This window comes from Lentzea sp. NPDC037011, from assembly GCF_055607425.1.
Genome location: NZ_JBVJRT010000005.1, coordinates 505,965 through 520,633, shown reverse-complemented (window position 1 = coordinate 520,633; position 14,669 = coordinate 505,965). Strand labels below are relative to the sequence as shown.

Genomic DNA, 14,669 nt, shown 5'->3' with positions numbered 1-14,669 from the left:
ACGAAGCGCGGCGCGTACGGGCGAAACACGAGCGGGCGAGGCGCAGGGCCGCTGTGCGGGCGGAGCGGTCGCGAGTGGCACCTGAGCAAAGCGGGTGGACGCGAGCGGAGCGCGAGCCTGCGGGCGCGCAGGCGAACCGCGTGCGAGCCGACGGCGGCGCGACGAACACCGAGCGAGCTGGTCGCGGCGCGACCAACCGCGTGACACCGGCTCCGCGCTGGAGGTGGTGCGGGACGGTCAGGCCAGCGACACCTCCAGCGTGGAACCGGTGCGGGCCTTGCGGACGCGCAGGCGGGTGGGGATGCGTTGGCGGAGCTCCTCGACGTGGGAGACCAAGCCGACGACGCGGCCACCGGCGCGGAGCTCGTCGAGGGTGTTCATGACGATGTCGAGGGTGTCGGAGTCGAGGGTGCCGAAGCCCTCGTCGACGAACAGGGTGTCGAGGAGGGCGCCGCCGGTCTCGTTGGCGACGACGTCGGCGAGGCCCAGGGCCAGGGAGAGGGAGGCGAGGAACGACTCGCCGCCGGACAGGGTCTTGGCCGGGCGTTCGCGGCCGGAGTAGTCGTCGAGGACGTCGAGGGTGAGGCCGCCGCGGGTGCCGCGGGCGCCGGCCGAGTCGGAGTGCACGAAGCTGTAGCGGCCCTGGCTCATGCGGTGCAGGCGGGCGGAGGCGGCGACGGCGACCTCCTCCAGGCGGGCGGCCAGGACGTAGGAGCGCAGCGTCATCCTCTTCGAGTTCTGGCCGCGGCCGTTGATCACGTCGGTGAGCGCGTCCAGCTCGGCGTAGGCGGCTTCCAGCGGTTCCAGTGCCTTGCGTTCGGCGCGCAGGCGGGCGGCCAGTTCGCCGACGCGGTCGAACGCGCCGCGGGCGCGGGCCAGGCGGGTGGCGGCCTCCGAGGCGGTCGTGCGGGCCGCGGTGGCCTGGGCGACCACCTCGTCGAGGTCCACGGCGGTGGCCGGGTCGACGCCGGCGAGCTCCTCCAGGGTGGCGGTGGCGCTGGCGCGGGCGCGTTCCCAGGCGGCGATGCGGTCGTCCAGGGCCTGCAGCTTCACCGGCGGGCGGGCGGCGGCCAGGGCGGTGGGCACGTCGGCGAAGCCGGCTTCCGCGGCGAGAGCGGCGACCAGCGCCTCCTGCTCGGTCACGCGGGCCAGCGCGGCGTCGCGGGCGGAACGGCGGTCGGCCAGCTCCACCAGGGCCTTGGCCAGGCGCAGGAGGTGGTCGCGGCGGGTCAGCACGTCGTCGTGCTCACCGCGCGCGGCGTCCAGGCGGGCGGCGCGGACCTCGACGGTCGTGGTCAGGGCGGTGTGCTCGGTGCGCAGGCCGACCAGGTCCTGCTCGACGCGCGACTTCTCCGCGCCCAGGTCGCGGGTCTTGGCCTCCAGCGCCACGAACTCCGTCTGCCGCTGCGACCGGGTCCGGGCGAGCTCCGCCGCTGCGCGGTGCTCGGCGACCACGACGGCGGGCTCGTCGGAGCCCAGCACCTCCCAGCACGACTGGATGCGCAGCTCGGCTGCGTGCTGGGCCTTCTCGGCCGCGTTGCGCTGCTCCAGCGCGGCCTGCTCGTCGCGCGCCGCGTCCTCCTCGTCGGCGGCACCGACACCGCCCAGCATCGGTTGCGCGGGGGCGGGGTGGCTGGGCGACCCGCACACCGCGCACGGCTTGCCCCGCTGCAACGCCGACGCCAGCTCGATCGCCATGTTCTCCAGGCGCTGCTGGCGGACCTGCTGCAGCACGTCCTTGGCCTTCTGGTGCACGTCGATCGCCTGGTGCAGCTCGTTCTTGCGCGCCTCCAACGCCTTCAGCGCACCGGGCAGCGCCTCGGCCGCGTCCGCCTTGGCCTTCAGGCCCTCCAGCCGCGCGGACGCCTCGGCCGCGGCGTCGAGCTGGGCACGGCACCGCGCCAGCTCCTCCGGCAGCACCTCCAGCTCGGCGTTCACCGCGAGCAGCCGCCGCTCGACCTGGTAGGACGCGTGCTTGAGCTCCGACAGCCGCCGCTCGTCGGCCTTCTGCCGCTCGGCCTCCGCGGCCAGCTCACCGAGCCCACCGGCCTCCTCGCGGAACCGCTCGGCGTCGGCCCGCAGCTCCGTACCCGCGTACCCCAGCCGCTCCAGCGCCTCGGCGGCCCGCGCCTCGTCGCGCAGCGCGAACTCGTGGGACTGCCGCAGCTTCGCGATCTCGCCATGCGCGGGCACGACCGGGACGGCCCGGCGGGCGGCGTCGCGTTCGGCGAACCAGGCGGCGGAGTCCGCGTCCTCCACCCGCTGCAACAGGTCGCGGGCCTCGCGGACGCGGCGGATCTGGTCGGCCTGCACGCGCGCCTGCGCGAGCAGCGCGTCGGCCGAGTCGGCGAGCCCCGCGGTCTCCACCGACCGCTCCTCCAGCTCCTTCACCGCGCGGGACAGCCGGTCGAGCAACGACTCAAGCCAGTCCGGCTCGTCGGACGGCTCCTCGCCTGCGGCCTCGGCGACCCGGTGCACCAGCTCGTTCGCACCGCGCCGGCGCTCGTCCAGCGCGCGGCCGGCCGTCAGCCGCCTGTCGCGGAACCACTTCTCCACGTCGAGGAACCGCTCGGTGCCGAAGAGCTTCTCCAGCAAGACCTCCCGCTCGGCCGTGTCCGACCGCAGGAACTTCGCGAACTCGCCCTGCGGCAGCAGCACGACCTGGAAGAACTGCTCGTACGACATGCCCAGCAGGTCCTCGACCGCGCGTGCCACGTCGTCGATGCGGGTGATGCCCTCGCCGTCCCAGCCCTCCAGCCAGGTCAGGGAACACTTCGCGGGCTGCGTGGTGAAGCCGCCGCCGCGCTTCTTCGGCCGGTCGAACTCCGGCGAGCGCACGATCCGGAACCGACGCGCCTGCACGGTGAGCTCCAGCGACACCTCGGTCGGCGTCTGCGGGTCGGCGTACTCGCAGCGCAGCTTCTTCACGTCGCCCCGAGCGCCAGGCACCCGGCCGAACAACGCGAACGCCACCGCGTCGAGCAGTGTCGTCTTGCCCGCGCCCGTGTCCCCGTGCAGCAGGAACAGCCCGTCCGCGCCGAGCTGGTCGAAGTCGACCGCCTCGGGTCGCGGGTAGGGCCCGAACGCCGTCAGCTCCAGGCGGTGCAGCCTCATCGCTCCCGCTCCCTCGCGACCGACGCGAAAGCCTCGCGCAGCAACGCCTTCTCCGCTTCCGACGGCTCGGACCCGCGCGCGTCGGAGACGAAGCAGCAGGCCACCTCCTCGTCGGTGCGGCCGCGCACCCGCTCGGCGTAGGTCATGGTGTGCTGCTGGCCCTGCTCCGGCCGCCACTCCACGTGCACCGCGTGCTCGAACCGCTTCTGCAGCTGCCGCAACGCGTCCATCGGCCGCACCCGGTCGGTCAGCACCACCGACAGGAAGTGGTCCTCCAGCGGCGTGTGCACCGGGTCGGACAGCACGTCCTCCAGCGTGCCCGTCACCGTCGCGAGCGCCCGCGGCACCGGCAGGTCGCGCCGCTCCACACCGACCAGGCCGCCCTCGTCGAGCTCCACCAGCCACACGGACTTGCGGTGCCGCGCCTCGGAGAACGAGTAGGCCAGCGGACTGCCCGAGTACCGCAGGTTGTCCGCCAGCGTCTGCGGCCCGTGCAGGTGCCCCAGCGCCACGTAGTCCACGCCCTCGAACACCCGGGAGGACACGTCCTGCACGCCGCCGACCGCGATGGTGCGCTCCGACTCCGACGGCGCCCCGCCGGTGACGAACGCGTGCGCCAGCACCACCGACCGCGCCGCGCGACCGGCCAGGTCGGCCCGCACCCGCCGCATCGCCTCGGTCAGCACCCCGGCGTGACCCTTCTCCACGACTCCCAGGACGTGCCGGGCCGGCTCCGGTTCCAGGAACGGGATGCCGTACAGCACAACGGGTCCGTGCTCGTCGGCCAGCTCGACGGGCGTGGCCAGCTCGGCGATCGAGGTGCGCAGGTGCAGCCCGCCGGCCGCCGCGAACTCGCCGAACACGCCGATCCGCGCCGCCGAGTCGTGGTTGCCCGGCGTGATCACGATCCGCGCGCCGGCCGCCCTGATCCGCATCAGCACCCGCGCGCACAACGACACCGCGTCCGCCGACGGCACCGCCCGGTCGTACAGGTCGCCGGAGATCACGACCACGTCGACCCGCTCGGAGGCGACCAGGTCGGCGAGGCCGCCCAGCACCGACTCCTGCTCCACGAGCAGGTCCCGGCCGTGGAACGTCCGCCCCACGTGCCAGTCGGAGGTGTGCAGGATCCGCATGGGCCCAACCGTAGAGACGGGGTCCGACAAAACTCCGCCAGGGTTCCCGGCGTGTCACCCGATCGAGTTCACATCGGTGGTGGAGCATCATCGGTGCCGTGACCGCAGTGATCATCACCGCCTCCCTCGTCCTGGCCCTCGTGTGCGCCGGGGCGCTGGTGTTCGTCTGGCGCCTGTACCAGGACGGCGTCCGCCGGACCGACGAGGCCATGCTCGCCATCCAGGCCGAACGCGCGCGCGTGGACGCCCAGCAAGCGGCTTTGCAACGGTACGAGGTGGCGTTCTCCAGCGTCTCCGGCCGCGGCGAGCTCGGCGAACAGGTGCTCGTCGAGACGGCGCGCGCGCTCGGCCTGAGGGAGAACCTGCACTACACGTTGCAGACGGACGTGGCCGGCGGCGGCTCGGTGCGGCCGGACATGGTGCTCAACGTCGGCGGCGGCCGCGCGGTCCCGGTCGACTCGAAGATGTCGATGGCGACCTGGGCGGAAGCGGTCGAGACCGACGACCCGCAGGAACGCCAGGACGCGCTGCGGGTGCACGTCCGCAACATCCGCTCGCGCGCCGCGGAGCTGGCCGGCAAGGGCTACCAGCGCTGGGCCGACGCGATCTACGGCACGATCATGTTCGTCCCCAACGACGGCGCCGTCGTCGCCGCCCTGGACACCGACCCGGAGCTGCTGCGCTGGCTGCTCGACCGCCGGGTGTTCCTGTGCGGCCCGACCGGGTTCGCGGTGATCGCGTCCTCCGCGATGTTCGCGGTGACCGAACGGGCACTGGCCGACGACGTCGAACAGGTCCGTGTGCAGGCCGGGCGGGCCCACCGGGCCGCAGACGCCGCGATCGACGCGGTCAACCTCTCCTCCACCCACCTGCAGCGCTTCCTCAGCGCGCGGCGCCGTGAGCTCGACGCGCTGGAGGGGTTCCGCGCGAGCGTGGAGCCGCTCACCGACGCCTCCGCCACCCCAACGCCCCTCCCGATCGTCCGAAGGGCGGACGAACAGTCCGCATAAAACGCACAGAGCGTGCAGTCGGGTTGCTTTCTCGTGAGATAACCACGGACTGACGAACACCGAATGGCCGAACGGCTACCGTGTGCCTCGTGAGTGAGCTGCGTGACCGTCAGGACGACCTCGACGAGGTCGAGGACTACGACGCCGTGCCGTGGAACTACCGGCCCATCGGCGGGTCGTTCAAGGGCATCCCGTGGTGGGCCGCGATCCTCTGCGCGTTCATCCCGGCGGCCATCAGTGCGTTCATCGACATCAGCGGCACCAAGACGGTCGGCTGGACGTTCAACGTGGCGTTCTTCCTCGGCGCGCTCGCCGCGATCCTGCTGGTGCAGCGCCGCAGCCTGTTCGCGCCGATGGTGCAGCCGCCGCTCGTCCTGGCCGCCACCGTGCCGCTGCTGGTCCTGATGACCGGCGGGGTGGAGAAGGGCGGCCTCGCCGCCATGGCGCTGGGCCTGGGCAAGCCGCTGATCGACAGCTTCCCGGTCATGGCGATCACCACCGCCGTCACCGTGGCGCTGGGCATCGTGCGGATCTTCCTGCAGAAGGACCCGAACCGGCCGAGCGCGGACGAGGTCCGCGAGGCGAAGGCCGAGATCAAGTCGCGCAACAAGCCCGCTCGCAAGCCCGCGCGCGAAGAGGTCGTCGACGAGCCGGAGGAGCGTCCGCGCCGCCCACGTCCCGAGGGGGCCCCTGCGCGCCGTCCGCGTCCGGAGGGCGCTCCGGCCCGCCGCCCGCGCCCGGAAGGTGCCGCCCGCGGCGAGCGCCCGGCCGGCCAGCGCCGTCCCCGCCCCCCACGCGACGACCGCTGAGCTGCTGCAACACCCGTGACTCATTGTCCGGGCCCGGCCCGCTCAACGCACCCCGCACGACCTCGGCTGAACGCACGCGGGGACCTTTCGTACTCAGTGAGAGTACGAAAGGTCCCCGCGTGCACTTCGGAGGACTAGCGGACGAGGTCCTTGCGGAGTTCGCGCGGCAACGAGAACGTGATCCGCTCGTTCGCCGTGGTGATCTCCTCGACCTCGCCGAAACCGTGCGTCTCCAGGAACTTCAGCAGCTCCATCACGAGCAGGTCCGGCACCGACGCGCCCGAGGTGACGCCGACGGTCTCGACGCCTTCGAGCCACGCCAGGTCGACCTCCTTGGCGTAGTCGATGAGGTACGAGGCCTTAGCGCCGTGCTGCAGCGCCACCTCGACCAGGCGGACCGAGTTGGAGGAGTTCTTGGAGCCCACGACCAGCACCAGGTCGCACGACGGCGCCATCGTCTTCACCGCGGTCTGGCGGTTCGACGTGGCGTAGCAGATGTCGTCCGAGGGCGGGTCCTGCAGCTCGGGGAAGCGGTCCTTGAGCTGCCGGACGCGCACCATGGTCTCGTCGACCGAGAGCGTCGTCTGCGACAGCCAGATCACCTTGTTCGGGTCGCGCACCTCGACGGTGGCCGCGTCCTCCGCGGTGTCGACGAGCTGCACGTGGTCGGGTGCCTCACCGGCGGTGCCCTCGACCTCCTCGTGGCCCTCGTGGCCGATCAGGAGGATGTCGTAGTCCTCCTTGGCGAACCGCACGGCCTCCTTGTGGACCTTGGTGACCAGCGGGCAGGTCGCGTCGATGGTGCGCAGCGACCGCTGCTCGGCCTCCGCGTGCACCGCGGGCGACACGCCGTGCGCCGAGAACACCACGAGCGCGCCCTCGGGGACCTCGTCCGTCTCGTTGACGAAGATCGCGCCTCGGTCGGACAGGGTCTCCACGACGTACTTGTTGTGGACGATCTCCTTGCGCACGTAGACGGGAGCGCCGTACTTCTCGAGGGCGAGCTCGACCGTCTCGACGGCACGATCAACGCCCGCGCAGTAACCACGCGGCTTCGCCAACAGGACTCGCTTGGGCATGCCTCCAGGGTACCCAGGACCGTTCCTAGGCATTTGCCGCGCTGGTGCGGCAGGCTAGGAGGTATGAAGCCACTGCCACTGGGTGTCCGAGTCGCCGCCGGGCTCGCGGTGACCGCCCTCGAACAGGCCCGCAAGCTGCCGCAGCAGCTGGCCGGACTTCCGTTGACGGTGGTCAGCGAGGCTATGCAGCTCTCCATGCGGGTGCAGCAGCATGTGACCGAACTCGCCATCAAGGGCGACGACGTCCTCTCCGGACTGAGGCCCGCGGAGGAGGAGCCGGAGTGGGCGACGTTCGACGAGGACGAGACGCCGGTCACGACTTCTCAGGAAACCCCCGCCGGTGACCCGTGGGAGGAAGAGGAACGCGCGCTCGCCGAGGTGCCGGAGTTCCTGCCGTCCTACGACGAGCTGACGATCGCCCAGCTGCGCGCCCGGTTGCGGAACCTGTCGCTGGAGCACCTCGAAGAGCTGTTGCGCTACGAGCTGGACCACGCCGCGCGGCCGGAGTTCATCGGCATGCTCAACCGGCGGATCGCGACGGTCAAGGCTCAGTGACCGACAAATCCACGCCGGAGAACCCGTGGCCGGTGCGGACGGTCGCGCGCAAGCTGCTCGACTGGATCAACCGGCTCGGCGAGGTCTGGGTCGAGGGCCAGGTGACGCAGCTGAACGCCCGCAGCTCCACGGCGTTCCTGACGCTGCGCGACCCGAGCGTCGACATGTCCATGTCGATCACCGCGAGCTCGGGGATGGTGCGCGAGCTGCAGCTGACCGAGGGCAGTCGCGTGATCGTGCACGGCAAGATCAGCTTCTACCCGAACCGCGGCACGCTCTCGTTGCGCGCGGACGAGATCCGCGCGGTCGGCATCGGCGAGCTGCTCGCCCGCATCGAACGGCTGCGCAAGCTGCTGCACGCCGAGGGCCTGTTCGACCCGCGCCGCAAGCGCAGGCCGCCGTTCCTGCCGCAGAAGATCGGGCTCGTCACCGGACGCGCCTCCGCGGCGGAGCGGGACGTGCTGACGAACGCGCGGAACCGCTGGCCCGGCGCGCACTTCCGCGTCATCAACGTCGCCGTGCAGGGCCCGACCGCGGTCACCCAGGTGATCACCGCACTGTCCACTTTGGATCGCGATCCGGAGTGCGACGTCATCATCATCGCCCGCGGCGGCGGCAGCGTGGAGGACCTGCTGCCGTTCTCCGACGAGGCGATGTGCCGCGCGGTCGCGTCGTGCCGCACTCCGGTGCTGTCCGCGATCGGGCACGAACCGGACACCCCGCTCATCGACCACGTCGCTGACGTGCGGTGTTCGACGCCCACCGACGCGGGCAAACGGGTGGTTCCCGATGTCGCCGAGGAGGGTGAACGGGTCAGGCAGATGCGCGACCGCGGCCGGCGCGCGCTGCACGGCTGGGTCGACCGCGAACGCCGCTTGCTCGACCAGCTGCGCTCACGACCTGTGCTTTCGGACCCGCACGGTCCGCTCGACCGCAGGGCAGAAGAGGTGAACCGGCTGCGGGAGCAGGGACGGCGAGCGGTCACGCAACGTCTCGACCGCGAGGACGTCCACCTCTCCGGGACGAAAGCCCGCTTGACGACCCTCGGACCAGCCGCCACGCTGGCGCGCGGATATGCCGTTGTGCAACTCGTCACACCCGACGGGCCGGACGGTGTGTTGCGGTCCGTGACGGACGCCCCCGGCGGAACACAGCTGCGGGTGCGCGTCGTTGACGGAGCAGTGCGCGCTGTGGTGACCAGCGCGGGAACCGATGCGGGAGGGGGAGGTACCGATGATGCGTGATGCCGTGTTCCTGCCCCTGACCATGGAGGCGGCCGGCGCGTGCGCGTCCGGGCTGCGCACCAAGGCGGAGGCGGCGAACAGGGCCGCGGCGGAGTGCTGGACCGATCTGGTGGGCGACTGCGACACCGCGAGCCGCCGGACGCTGATCCTGACGTTGCACGACCTGAGCGAGGCCACCGCGGGCACGGTGCAGTACCGGCGTGTCGCGGAGGCCGAGGCGCTCATCGACGAGGCGGTGCGAGAGGGTGACGGCGAGGAGTTCGCGGAGGCGCTGGTCGGGTACGACCTGGCCGTCGCGACCGTGCTGAGCCGTCTGAGGAGCCAGTCCGCGTGAGTCCGGAAGCGCAGAAGGAAACACTGGGTTACGAAGCCGCCCGCGACGAGCTGGTCGAGGTGGTCCGCAAGCTGGAGGCCGGTGGCCTGTCGCTGGAGGACTCGCTCGCGCTCTGGGAACGCGGTGAGGCGCTCGCCAAGACGTGTGAGCAGCATCTCGCCGGTGCGCGCGAGCGAATCGATGCAGCTCTCGCCGTGGTCGAGGAGGACGTTTCGCAGGCGTGATCCCGTGCAAGGATTCAGATTGCCGATCACAAGCCCGGCACGCTGAGTAGTCGCATGGAGGCGCGCAATGGTGAACACCCCCGCGGAACGACGTCGCGAAGCCCCGGACCGGAACCTGGCGCTGGAGCTCGTGCGCGTCACCGAGGCCGCGGCGATGGCCGCCGGCCGGTGGGTGGGACGCGGCGACAAGAACGGTGGTGACGGCGCCGCGGTCGACGCGATGCGCAAGCTGATCCACACCGTGTCGATGCGCGGTGTCGTCGTGATCGGCGAGGGCGAGAAGGACGAGGCGCCCATGCTGTTCAACGGCGAGGAGGTCGGCAACGGCGAGGGCCCCGAGTGCGACGTGGCCGTCGACCCGGTCGACGGCACCACGCTGATGTCGAAGGGCATGCCGAACGCGCTGGCCGTGCTGGCCGTGGCCGAGCGCGGCGCGATGTTCGACCCGTCCGCCGTGTTCTACATGGAGAAGCTGGCCGTGGGCCCGGAGGCGGCCGACGTCATCGACATCACCGCCCCGATCGCGGAGAACATCCGCCGGGTGGCGAAGGCCAAGCACAGCGACGTGTCCGACGTGAACGTGTGCATCCTCGACCGCCCCCGGCACGAGTCGATCGTGCGGGAGGTGCGCAAGGCCGGCGCGCGCATCCACTTCATCTCCGACGGCGACGTGGCGGGCGCGATCGCGGCTGCACGCCCCACGTCCGGTGTGGACATGCTCGTGGGCATCGGCGGCACGCCGGAGGGCATCATCGCGGCGGCGGCGCTCAAGTGCGTCGGCGGTGCGATCCAGGGCCGGTTGTGGCCCAAGGACGACGAGGAGCGCGAGAAGGCGATCGGCGCGGGCCACGACCTGTCGCGCGTGCTCACGACGAACGACCTCGTGTCGGGTGACAACGTCTTCTTCTGCGCCACCGGCGTGACCGACGGCGACCTCCTGCGCGGTGTGCACTACCGGGCGGGTGGCTGCACGACCCAGTCGATCGTCATGCGGTCCAAGTCCGGCACGGTGCGCATGATCGACGGCTTCCACAGCCTGCACAAGCTGCGCGAATACGCCTCGGTGGACTTCGACGCCCCCGAGAACGTCCAGCAGCCGCTGCCGTAGGTCGCTGTGAATCTGTGAACCGTCAACGGACTGTCACCCTCCGAGTGACCCTAGTGACCGGGTCGGTTTTGTCCTTAGTTTCCGTCCTGACCCCGGCAACCCTGCGCCGGGTTCAGGAAAGGAACTCAACGATGAGGGCACGTTCGTTGTTCTCCGCATTCGTCGTGGCCGCGGGCGCTCTGCTCGCCTCGGCCGTCTCGGCGACGGCGGCCCCCACCCCCACCGCTGACGGCGAGGTCTCGCCGATGATCGTGGGTGGCGGCAACGCCACGCAGGTCTACTCCTGGATGGTCTCCCTGCAGAGCACCTCCGGCAGCCACTTCTGCGGCGGCACGCTGATCAAGGCCAACTGGGTCGTGACGGCGAAGCACTGCGTCCAGGGCTCCTCGGCGGCCTCGATCCGCACCCGGATCGGCACGACCAACCGCACCAGCGGCGGCACGGTCACCGGCGCGTCCCGGATCGTCACGCACCCGTCGGCCGACCTGGCGCTGGTGCAGCTCAGCACCTCGGTCAGCCAGGCGCCCGCCCCCGTCGCGGCCACGTCCGGTCCGGTCGGCACCGCCACCCGCATCATCGGCTGGGGCCAGACCTGCCCGGTCCGCGGTGCCTGTGGCGCTCCGGTCACCCTGCAGGAGCTGAACACCTCGATCGTCTCGGACAGCCGTTGCTCCGGCATCAGCGCCGCGTCGGAAATCTGCACCAACAACACCGACGGCAACAAGGGCGCCTGCTACGGCGACTCGGGTGGCCCCGAGGTGAAGTCGATCAACGGCCGCTGGGAGCTCATCGGCGCGACCAGCCGCTCCGGTGGCGGCGCGAACTGCGCCCAGGCCCCGTCGATCTACGTGGACGTCCCGTACTTCCGCTCGTGGATCAGCCAGTACGCCGGCACCGTCTAGTCGCACGGCGGTAAGCGCAGCCCCGAGGACCCGTCTCCCCTTCATCGCGGGAGGCGGGTCCTCCGCGTCGCGACCGCCGCTCGTGCCGTGGCCGGGGTGCATCCGAACATGATTGAAGTCACCTGAGGGTGGTTATCCCATCACCGAGGGGTGATGAGGATGCGAGTTCTGATCACGACGGTGCTCCTGCTCCTCGGTGTGGCGGCCTTCGCCACTCCCGCTCAGGCTCAGGCGGGGTGCACCGTCTACAACGGAGCGTGTCTGGAGAAGCACTCGAACCTGGCATGGCTCGTCTACAACGGGAAGACGAGCTACGGCCCGGTGGAGGTGAGCCACGGCAAGCCGGGGCACGAAACCCCCGTCGGCACGTTCTCGGTACTGCGCAAGGTGAAGAACGACTGGAGCGTCCCCTACAACGGCCCGATGCCGAACGCGGTGTACTTCACCACGACCGGTATCGCGTTCCACCAGGGTGACATCGCGGTCCAGTCGCACGGTTGCATCCGGATGACGCTCGACGCCTCGCAGGTGTTCTACGACAACCTGGTGGTCGGCGAGCAGGTGCAGGTCCTTCCTTGATCGAGCGGTGACGTGCCCGCCGGGGTCCGAAGTGGACTCCGGCGGGCTCGTCGCGCGGTCAGCCGCCGTGCAGCAGGCGCCGGACGGTCCCGGCGATGCCGTCCACGCGCTTGAGGGCCGCCTCGTGGTCGAGGCCCTCGTCCTCCCGTGCGAGCGTGTAGACGACCCCGCCCGCGCCCGCGACGTGGTCGGGCACCCACACGATCCCGCGTTCGGCCAGCAGGTCCGCGACACCGTCGTCGGTCAGCTGGTTGTTCGCCGGGCCGACTACCAGCCGGACGTCCAGCGACCGCACCACCTCCGGGCTCAGCACTCCGCCGACGGCCGCGGGCACCAGCACGTCGGCCTTCGTCGTGTACGCCTGCTCCGGCTCCACCCAGCCGAACTCGCCGGTCCGCCTGCTCCGGTCCACATCGGACACCACGACGTCCGCGCCAGGAAGCCCCCGTGCGACGAGCTCGCCGACCGACCCGAACCCGCTGATGACGACCTTCCTCCCGGTCAGGTCCGCGCTCCCGAACACCTCCTCGGCCGCCGCGCGCAGCGCCGCCAGCACCCCGCGCGCCGTGGGCCCGCTCGACGAGCCCGTGCCGCCGTGCTCCTCCGGCAGGCAGTACGCGTGCGGGGTGATCTCGCGCAGCACCAGCATGTCGTCCGGCCCGGTCCCGACGTCCGGTCCCGCCCGGTACTGCCCGCCGAACTCCTCGATGAGCTCGGCGTGGTCGAGCAGCACCGCCCGCCGCAGCTCGGGCGTGAGCGGCCGGTCGGCCACGATCACGCTCTTCGCGCCTCCGTGCGCGAGGCCGGCCGCGGCGCACTTGAGCGTCATCGCCCTGGACAGCCGCAGCACGTCGGCGATGGCGTCCCCGACCGCCGGGTAGGCCTTCATCCGGCAGCCGCCGACCGCAGGGCCCGCCGCGGACGAGTGGACGGCGACCATCGTGGTCATCCCCGACCTCCGCCCGGTGCGCACGACCAGCCGCTCGTGTTCCCACATCTCGCGTCCTCCCCGAACTTCCGACAACATCCACACTTGAAGTTAGGGGGATGACCAAGGTCGTGGAGGCTGTGCTGAACGTTGTTCGGCAGAGGCAGGCAGGAGGCGTGGTGGACGAACTTGATTCGGCGATCGTGCGGGAACTGCAGCGCGATGCCCGGCAGTCGAACCGCGACATCGCGCGCAAGGTGGGCGTGGCGCCGTCGACGTGCCTCGAACGCACCCGGCTGCTGCGCGAACGCGGCGTGATCCGCGGCTACCACGCCGACATCAACCCGATCGCGCTGAACCGCTCGGTGCAGGCCCTGGTGTCGGTGCAGGTCCGCCCGCTCAGCAGAGCCGTGATCGACGCGTTCCAGAACTTCGCCGCCGGACTGCCGGAGGTGCAGTCGGTGTTCGTGATGGCGGGCAGCGACGACTTCGTGATCCACGTGAGCGCGCAGGACAACGAGCACCTGCACGCGTTCCTGGTGGACCGGCTGAGCCAGCGCAAGGAGATCGTCGGCTTCCGGACGTCGATCATCTTCCAGGCCATCGCGAAGCACGACCCGGCACCGCTGCCGTAGCGCGCGGTGCCGGGTCGTGGTCAGCCGGCGTTGCTGGAGTGTCCCGGGAAGAGGTGGGCGCCAGGGTTGAGCGCCACGGCGATGTTGTTGACCGCCGTGGCCGCCTCGCCGAACCCGGTCGCGATCAGCTTGACCTTGCCGGGGTACTGCGCGACGTCACCCGCCGCGTAGACGCGGTCGATCTTCGTCTGCATGGTGGTGTCGACGACGACCGCGCGGTGGTCGAGCTCCAGGCCCCACGACTCGATCGGTCCGAGGTCGGCGGTGAACCCGAGCGCGGCGACCACGGTGTGGGCTGGCAGCGTCTTGACGTCCTCGCCCTTGACCTTGACGTCCACTTCGGACAGCGGTGTGCCGCGCAGCGCGAGCACCTCGGCGTCGGTGATGATCTCGATGCCCAGCTCCCGGACCTGCCGCACGGTCGCGGCGTGTGCGCGGAAGTTCGCCCTGCGGTGCACCAGCGTGACGCTCGCGGCGATCGGGTGCAGCGCCAGCGCCCAGTCGAACGCCGAGTCGCCGCCGCCGACGATCACGACGTGCTGGTCGGCGTGCTCGGCGAGCACCGGCACGAAGTGCACCATGCCGCGCCCCAGCCAGCCGTCGCCCGCGGGCAGCGGACGCGGGTTGAACTCGCCCATGCCGGCGGTGATGAGCACCGCGCCGGCGTTGAGGGTGGTGCCGTCCGCGAGCCCGACCCGCAGACCGTCCTCAGTGGACTCGCAGGTGCGGGCCTGCCGCCCGAGCAGGTAGGTGGGCTTGAACTGGCCCGCCTGCTCGACGAGCCCGTTGACGAGGTCGCGGCCGCGGACCGCGGGGAACCCGGCCACGTCGAAAATCATCTTCTCCGGATACATCGCCGTCACCTGGCCGCCCGGTTCGGGCAGGGCGTCGACGAGTGCGACGGAGAGTTCCCGGAAGCCTGCGTAGTAAGCGGCGAACAACCCCGTGGGACCAGCGCCCACGATGAGGAGGTCGACGTCACGCTCCATGAGTGGTGCCCTTCTGCCAGTGG

General features: G+C 71.3%; 15 protein-coding genes. 10 read left to right on the top strand and 5 right to left on the bottom strand.

Going from position 1 to position 14,669, the window contains the following annotated elements:
• Nucleotides 1-237: 237 nt before the first annotated feature.
• Both ACZ7CH_RS18030 and ACZ7CH_RS18025 read right to left on the bottom strand, forming a co-directional pair.
• Nucleotides 238-3,114 (bottom strand): AAA family ATPase, encoded by a 2,877-nt coding sequence (locus tag ACZ7CH_RS18030; protein ID WP_470374372.1) that lies wholly within the window; start codon nucleotides 3,112-3,114, stop codon nucleotides 238-240.
• A complete protein-coding gene (locus ACZ7CH_RS18025) occupies nucleotides 3,111-4,250 on the bottom strand; it encodes an exonuclease SbcCD subunit D (RefSeq protein WP_470374371.1) in 1,140 nt (379 codons plus the stop codon). Before ACZ7CH_RS18025 ends, ACZ7CH_RS18030 begins: the two co-directional genes overlap by 4 nt.
• A 98-nt stretch (nucleotides 4,251-4,348) precedes the next feature.
• Between ACZ7CH_RS18025 and ACZ7CH_RS18020 the strand changes: the two genes are divergently transcribed.
• On the top strand, nucleotides 4,349-5,260 hold the full coding sequence (locus ACZ7CH_RS18020; protein WP_470369420.1) for a DNA recombination protein RmuC: 912 nt from the start codon (nucleotides 4,349-4,351) through the stop codon (nucleotides 5,258-5,260).
• A gap of 89 nt (nucleotides 5,261-5,349) precedes the next feature.
• Nucleotides 5,350-6,069, top strand: a complete 720-nt coding sequence (locus ACZ7CH_RS18015; RefSeq protein ID WP_470374370.1) for a DUF6542 domain-containing protein — start codon at nucleotides 5,350-5,352, stop codon at nucleotides 6,067-6,069.
• A gap of 134 nt (nucleotides 6,070-6,203) precedes the next feature.
• Here ACZ7CH_RS18015 and ACZ7CH_RS18010 read toward each other — a convergent pair whose 3' ends face one another.
• Entirely contained in the window at nucleotides 6,204-7,148 is a 945-nt protein-coding gene (locus tag ACZ7CH_RS18010; protein WP_458429332.1) for a 4-hydroxy-3-methylbut-2-enyl diphosphate reductase, read from the bottom strand.
• A gap of 63 nt (nucleotides 7,149-7,211) precedes the next feature.
• Here ACZ7CH_RS18010 and ACZ7CH_RS18005 point away from each other — a divergent pair, with 63 nt between their 5' ends.
• The 7 genes from ACZ7CH_RS18005 to ACZ7CH_RS17975 all read left to right on the top strand — a co-directional run bounded on the left by ACZ7CH_RS18005 (nucleotide 7,212) and on the right by ACZ7CH_RS17975 (nucleotide 12,094).
• Complete coding sequence (locus ACZ7CH_RS18005) at nucleotides 7,212-7,703, top strand: lipid droplet-associated protein (protein WP_360386061.1); 492 nt, start codon at nucleotides 7,212-7,214, stop codon at nucleotides 7,701-7,703.
• On the top strand, nucleotides 7,700-8,947 hold the full coding sequence (xseA, locus tag ACZ7CH_RS18000; RefSeq protein ID WP_360386059.1) for an exodeoxyribonuclease VII large subunit: 1,248 nt from the start codon (nucleotides 7,700-7,702) through the stop codon (nucleotides 8,945-8,947). The genes ACZ7CH_RS18005 and xseA overlap by 4 nt, the downstream gene beginning before the upstream one ends.
• Nucleotides 8,937-9,281, top strand: a complete 345-nt coding sequence (locus tag ACZ7CH_RS17995) for a sugar ABC transporter substrate-binding protein (protein WP_360386057.1) — start codon at nucleotides 8,937-8,939, stop codon at nucleotides 9,279-9,281. The genes xseA and ACZ7CH_RS17995 overlap by 11 nt, the downstream gene beginning before the upstream one ends.
• Nucleotides 9,278-9,505 (top strand): exodeoxyribonuclease VII small subunit, encoded by a 228-nt coding sequence (locus ACZ7CH_RS17990; RefSeq protein ID WP_360386055.1) that lies wholly within the window; start codon nucleotides 9,278-9,280, stop codon nucleotides 9,503-9,505. Before ACZ7CH_RS17995 ends, ACZ7CH_RS17990 begins: the two co-directional genes overlap by 4 nt.
• Before the next feature lie 67 nt (nucleotides 9,506-9,572).
• Entirely contained in the window at nucleotides 9,573-10,613 is a 1,041-nt protein-coding gene (glpX, locus tag ACZ7CH_RS17985) for a class II fructose-bisphosphatase (RefSeq protein ID WP_360386053.1), read from the top strand.
• Nucleotides 10,614-10,744: 131 nt separating this feature from the next.
• Nucleotides 10,745-11,515 (top strand): S1 family peptidase, encoded by a 771-nt coding sequence (locus tag ACZ7CH_RS17980; protein WP_360386051.1) that lies wholly within the window; start codon nucleotides 10,745-10,747, stop codon nucleotides 11,513-11,515.
• Between the two features lie 159 nt (nucleotides 11,516-11,674).
• Nucleotides 11,675-12,094: a L,D-transpeptidase gene (locus ACZ7CH_RS17975; RefSeq protein ID WP_470374369.1), complete on the top strand. Its 420-nt coding sequence runs from the start codon at nucleotides 11,675-11,677 to the stop codon at nucleotides 12,092-12,094.
• A 58-nt stretch (nucleotides 12,095-12,152) separates the two neighbouring features.
• On the opposite strand, the gene ACZ7CH_RS17970 is transcribed toward ACZ7CH_RS17975, so the two are convergent.
• Nucleotides 12,153-13,091 (bottom strand): Glu/Leu/Phe/Val dehydrogenase dimerization domain-containing protein, encoded by a 939-nt coding sequence (locus tag ACZ7CH_RS17970; protein WP_470374368.1) that lies wholly within the window; start codon nucleotides 13,089-13,091, stop codon nucleotides 12,153-12,155.
• A 110-nt stretch (nucleotides 13,092-13,201) separates the two neighbouring features.
• On the opposite strand from ACZ7CH_RS17970, the gene ACZ7CH_RS17965 reads away from it, so the two are divergent.
• A complete protein-coding gene (locus ACZ7CH_RS17965) occupies nucleotides 13,202-13,657 on the top strand; it encodes an Lrp/AsnC family transcriptional regulator (protein WP_360386045.1) in 456 nt (151 codons plus the stop codon).
• A 20-nt stretch (nucleotides 13,658-13,677) separates the two neighbouring features.
• On the opposite strand, the gene ACZ7CH_RS17960 is transcribed toward ACZ7CH_RS17965, so the two are convergent.
• Nucleotides 13,678-14,646: an NAD(P)/FAD-dependent oxidoreductase gene (locus ACZ7CH_RS17960; protein ID WP_360386043.1), complete on the bottom strand. Its 969-nt coding sequence runs from the start codon at nucleotides 14,644-14,646 to the stop codon at nucleotides 13,678-13,680.
• Nucleotides 14,647-14,669 lie beyond the last annotated feature (23 nt).

Coding starts and splice junctions, on each gene's coding strand:
- glpX (WP_360386053.1), top strand. CDS start 9,573: ATGGTGAACACCCCCGCGGAACGACGTCGCGAAGCCCCGGACCGGAAC.
- ACZ7CH_RS17975 (WP_470374369.1), top strand. CDS start 11,675: ATGCGAGTTCTGATCACGACGGTGCTCCTGCTCCTCGGTGTGGCGGCC.
- ACZ7CH_RS17970 (WP_470374368.1), bottom strand. CDS start 13,091: ATGTGGGAACACGAGCGGCTGGTCGTGCGCACCGGGCGGAGGTCGGGG.
- ACZ7CH_RS18030 (WP_470374372.1), bottom strand. CDS start 3,114: ATGAGGCTGCACCGCCTGGAGCTGACGGCGTTCGGGCCCTACCCGCGA.
- ACZ7CH_RS17960 (WP_360386043.1), bottom strand. CDS start 14,646: ATGGAGCGTGACGTCGACCTCCTCATCGTGGGCGCTGGTCCCACGGGG.
- ACZ7CH_RS17995 (WP_360386057.1), top strand. CDS start 8,937: ATGATGCGTGATGCCGTGTTCCTGCCCCTGACCATGGAGGCGGCCGGC.
- ACZ7CH_RS18005 (WP_360386061.1), top strand. CDS start 7,212: ATGAAGCCACTGCCACTGGGTGTCCGAGTCGCCGCCGGGCTCGCGGTG.
- ACZ7CH_RS17980 (WP_360386051.1), top strand. CDS start 10,745: ATGAGGGCACGTTCGTTGTTCTCCGCATTCGTCGTGGCCGCGGGCGCT.
- ACZ7CH_RS18010 (WP_458429332.1), bottom strand. CDS start 7,148: ATGCCCAAGCGAGTCCTGTTGGCGAAGCCGCGTGGTTACTGCGCGGGC.
- ACZ7CH_RS18025 (WP_470374371.1), bottom strand. CDS start 4,250: ATGCGGATCCTGCACACCTCCGACTGGCACGTGGGGCGGACGTTCCAC.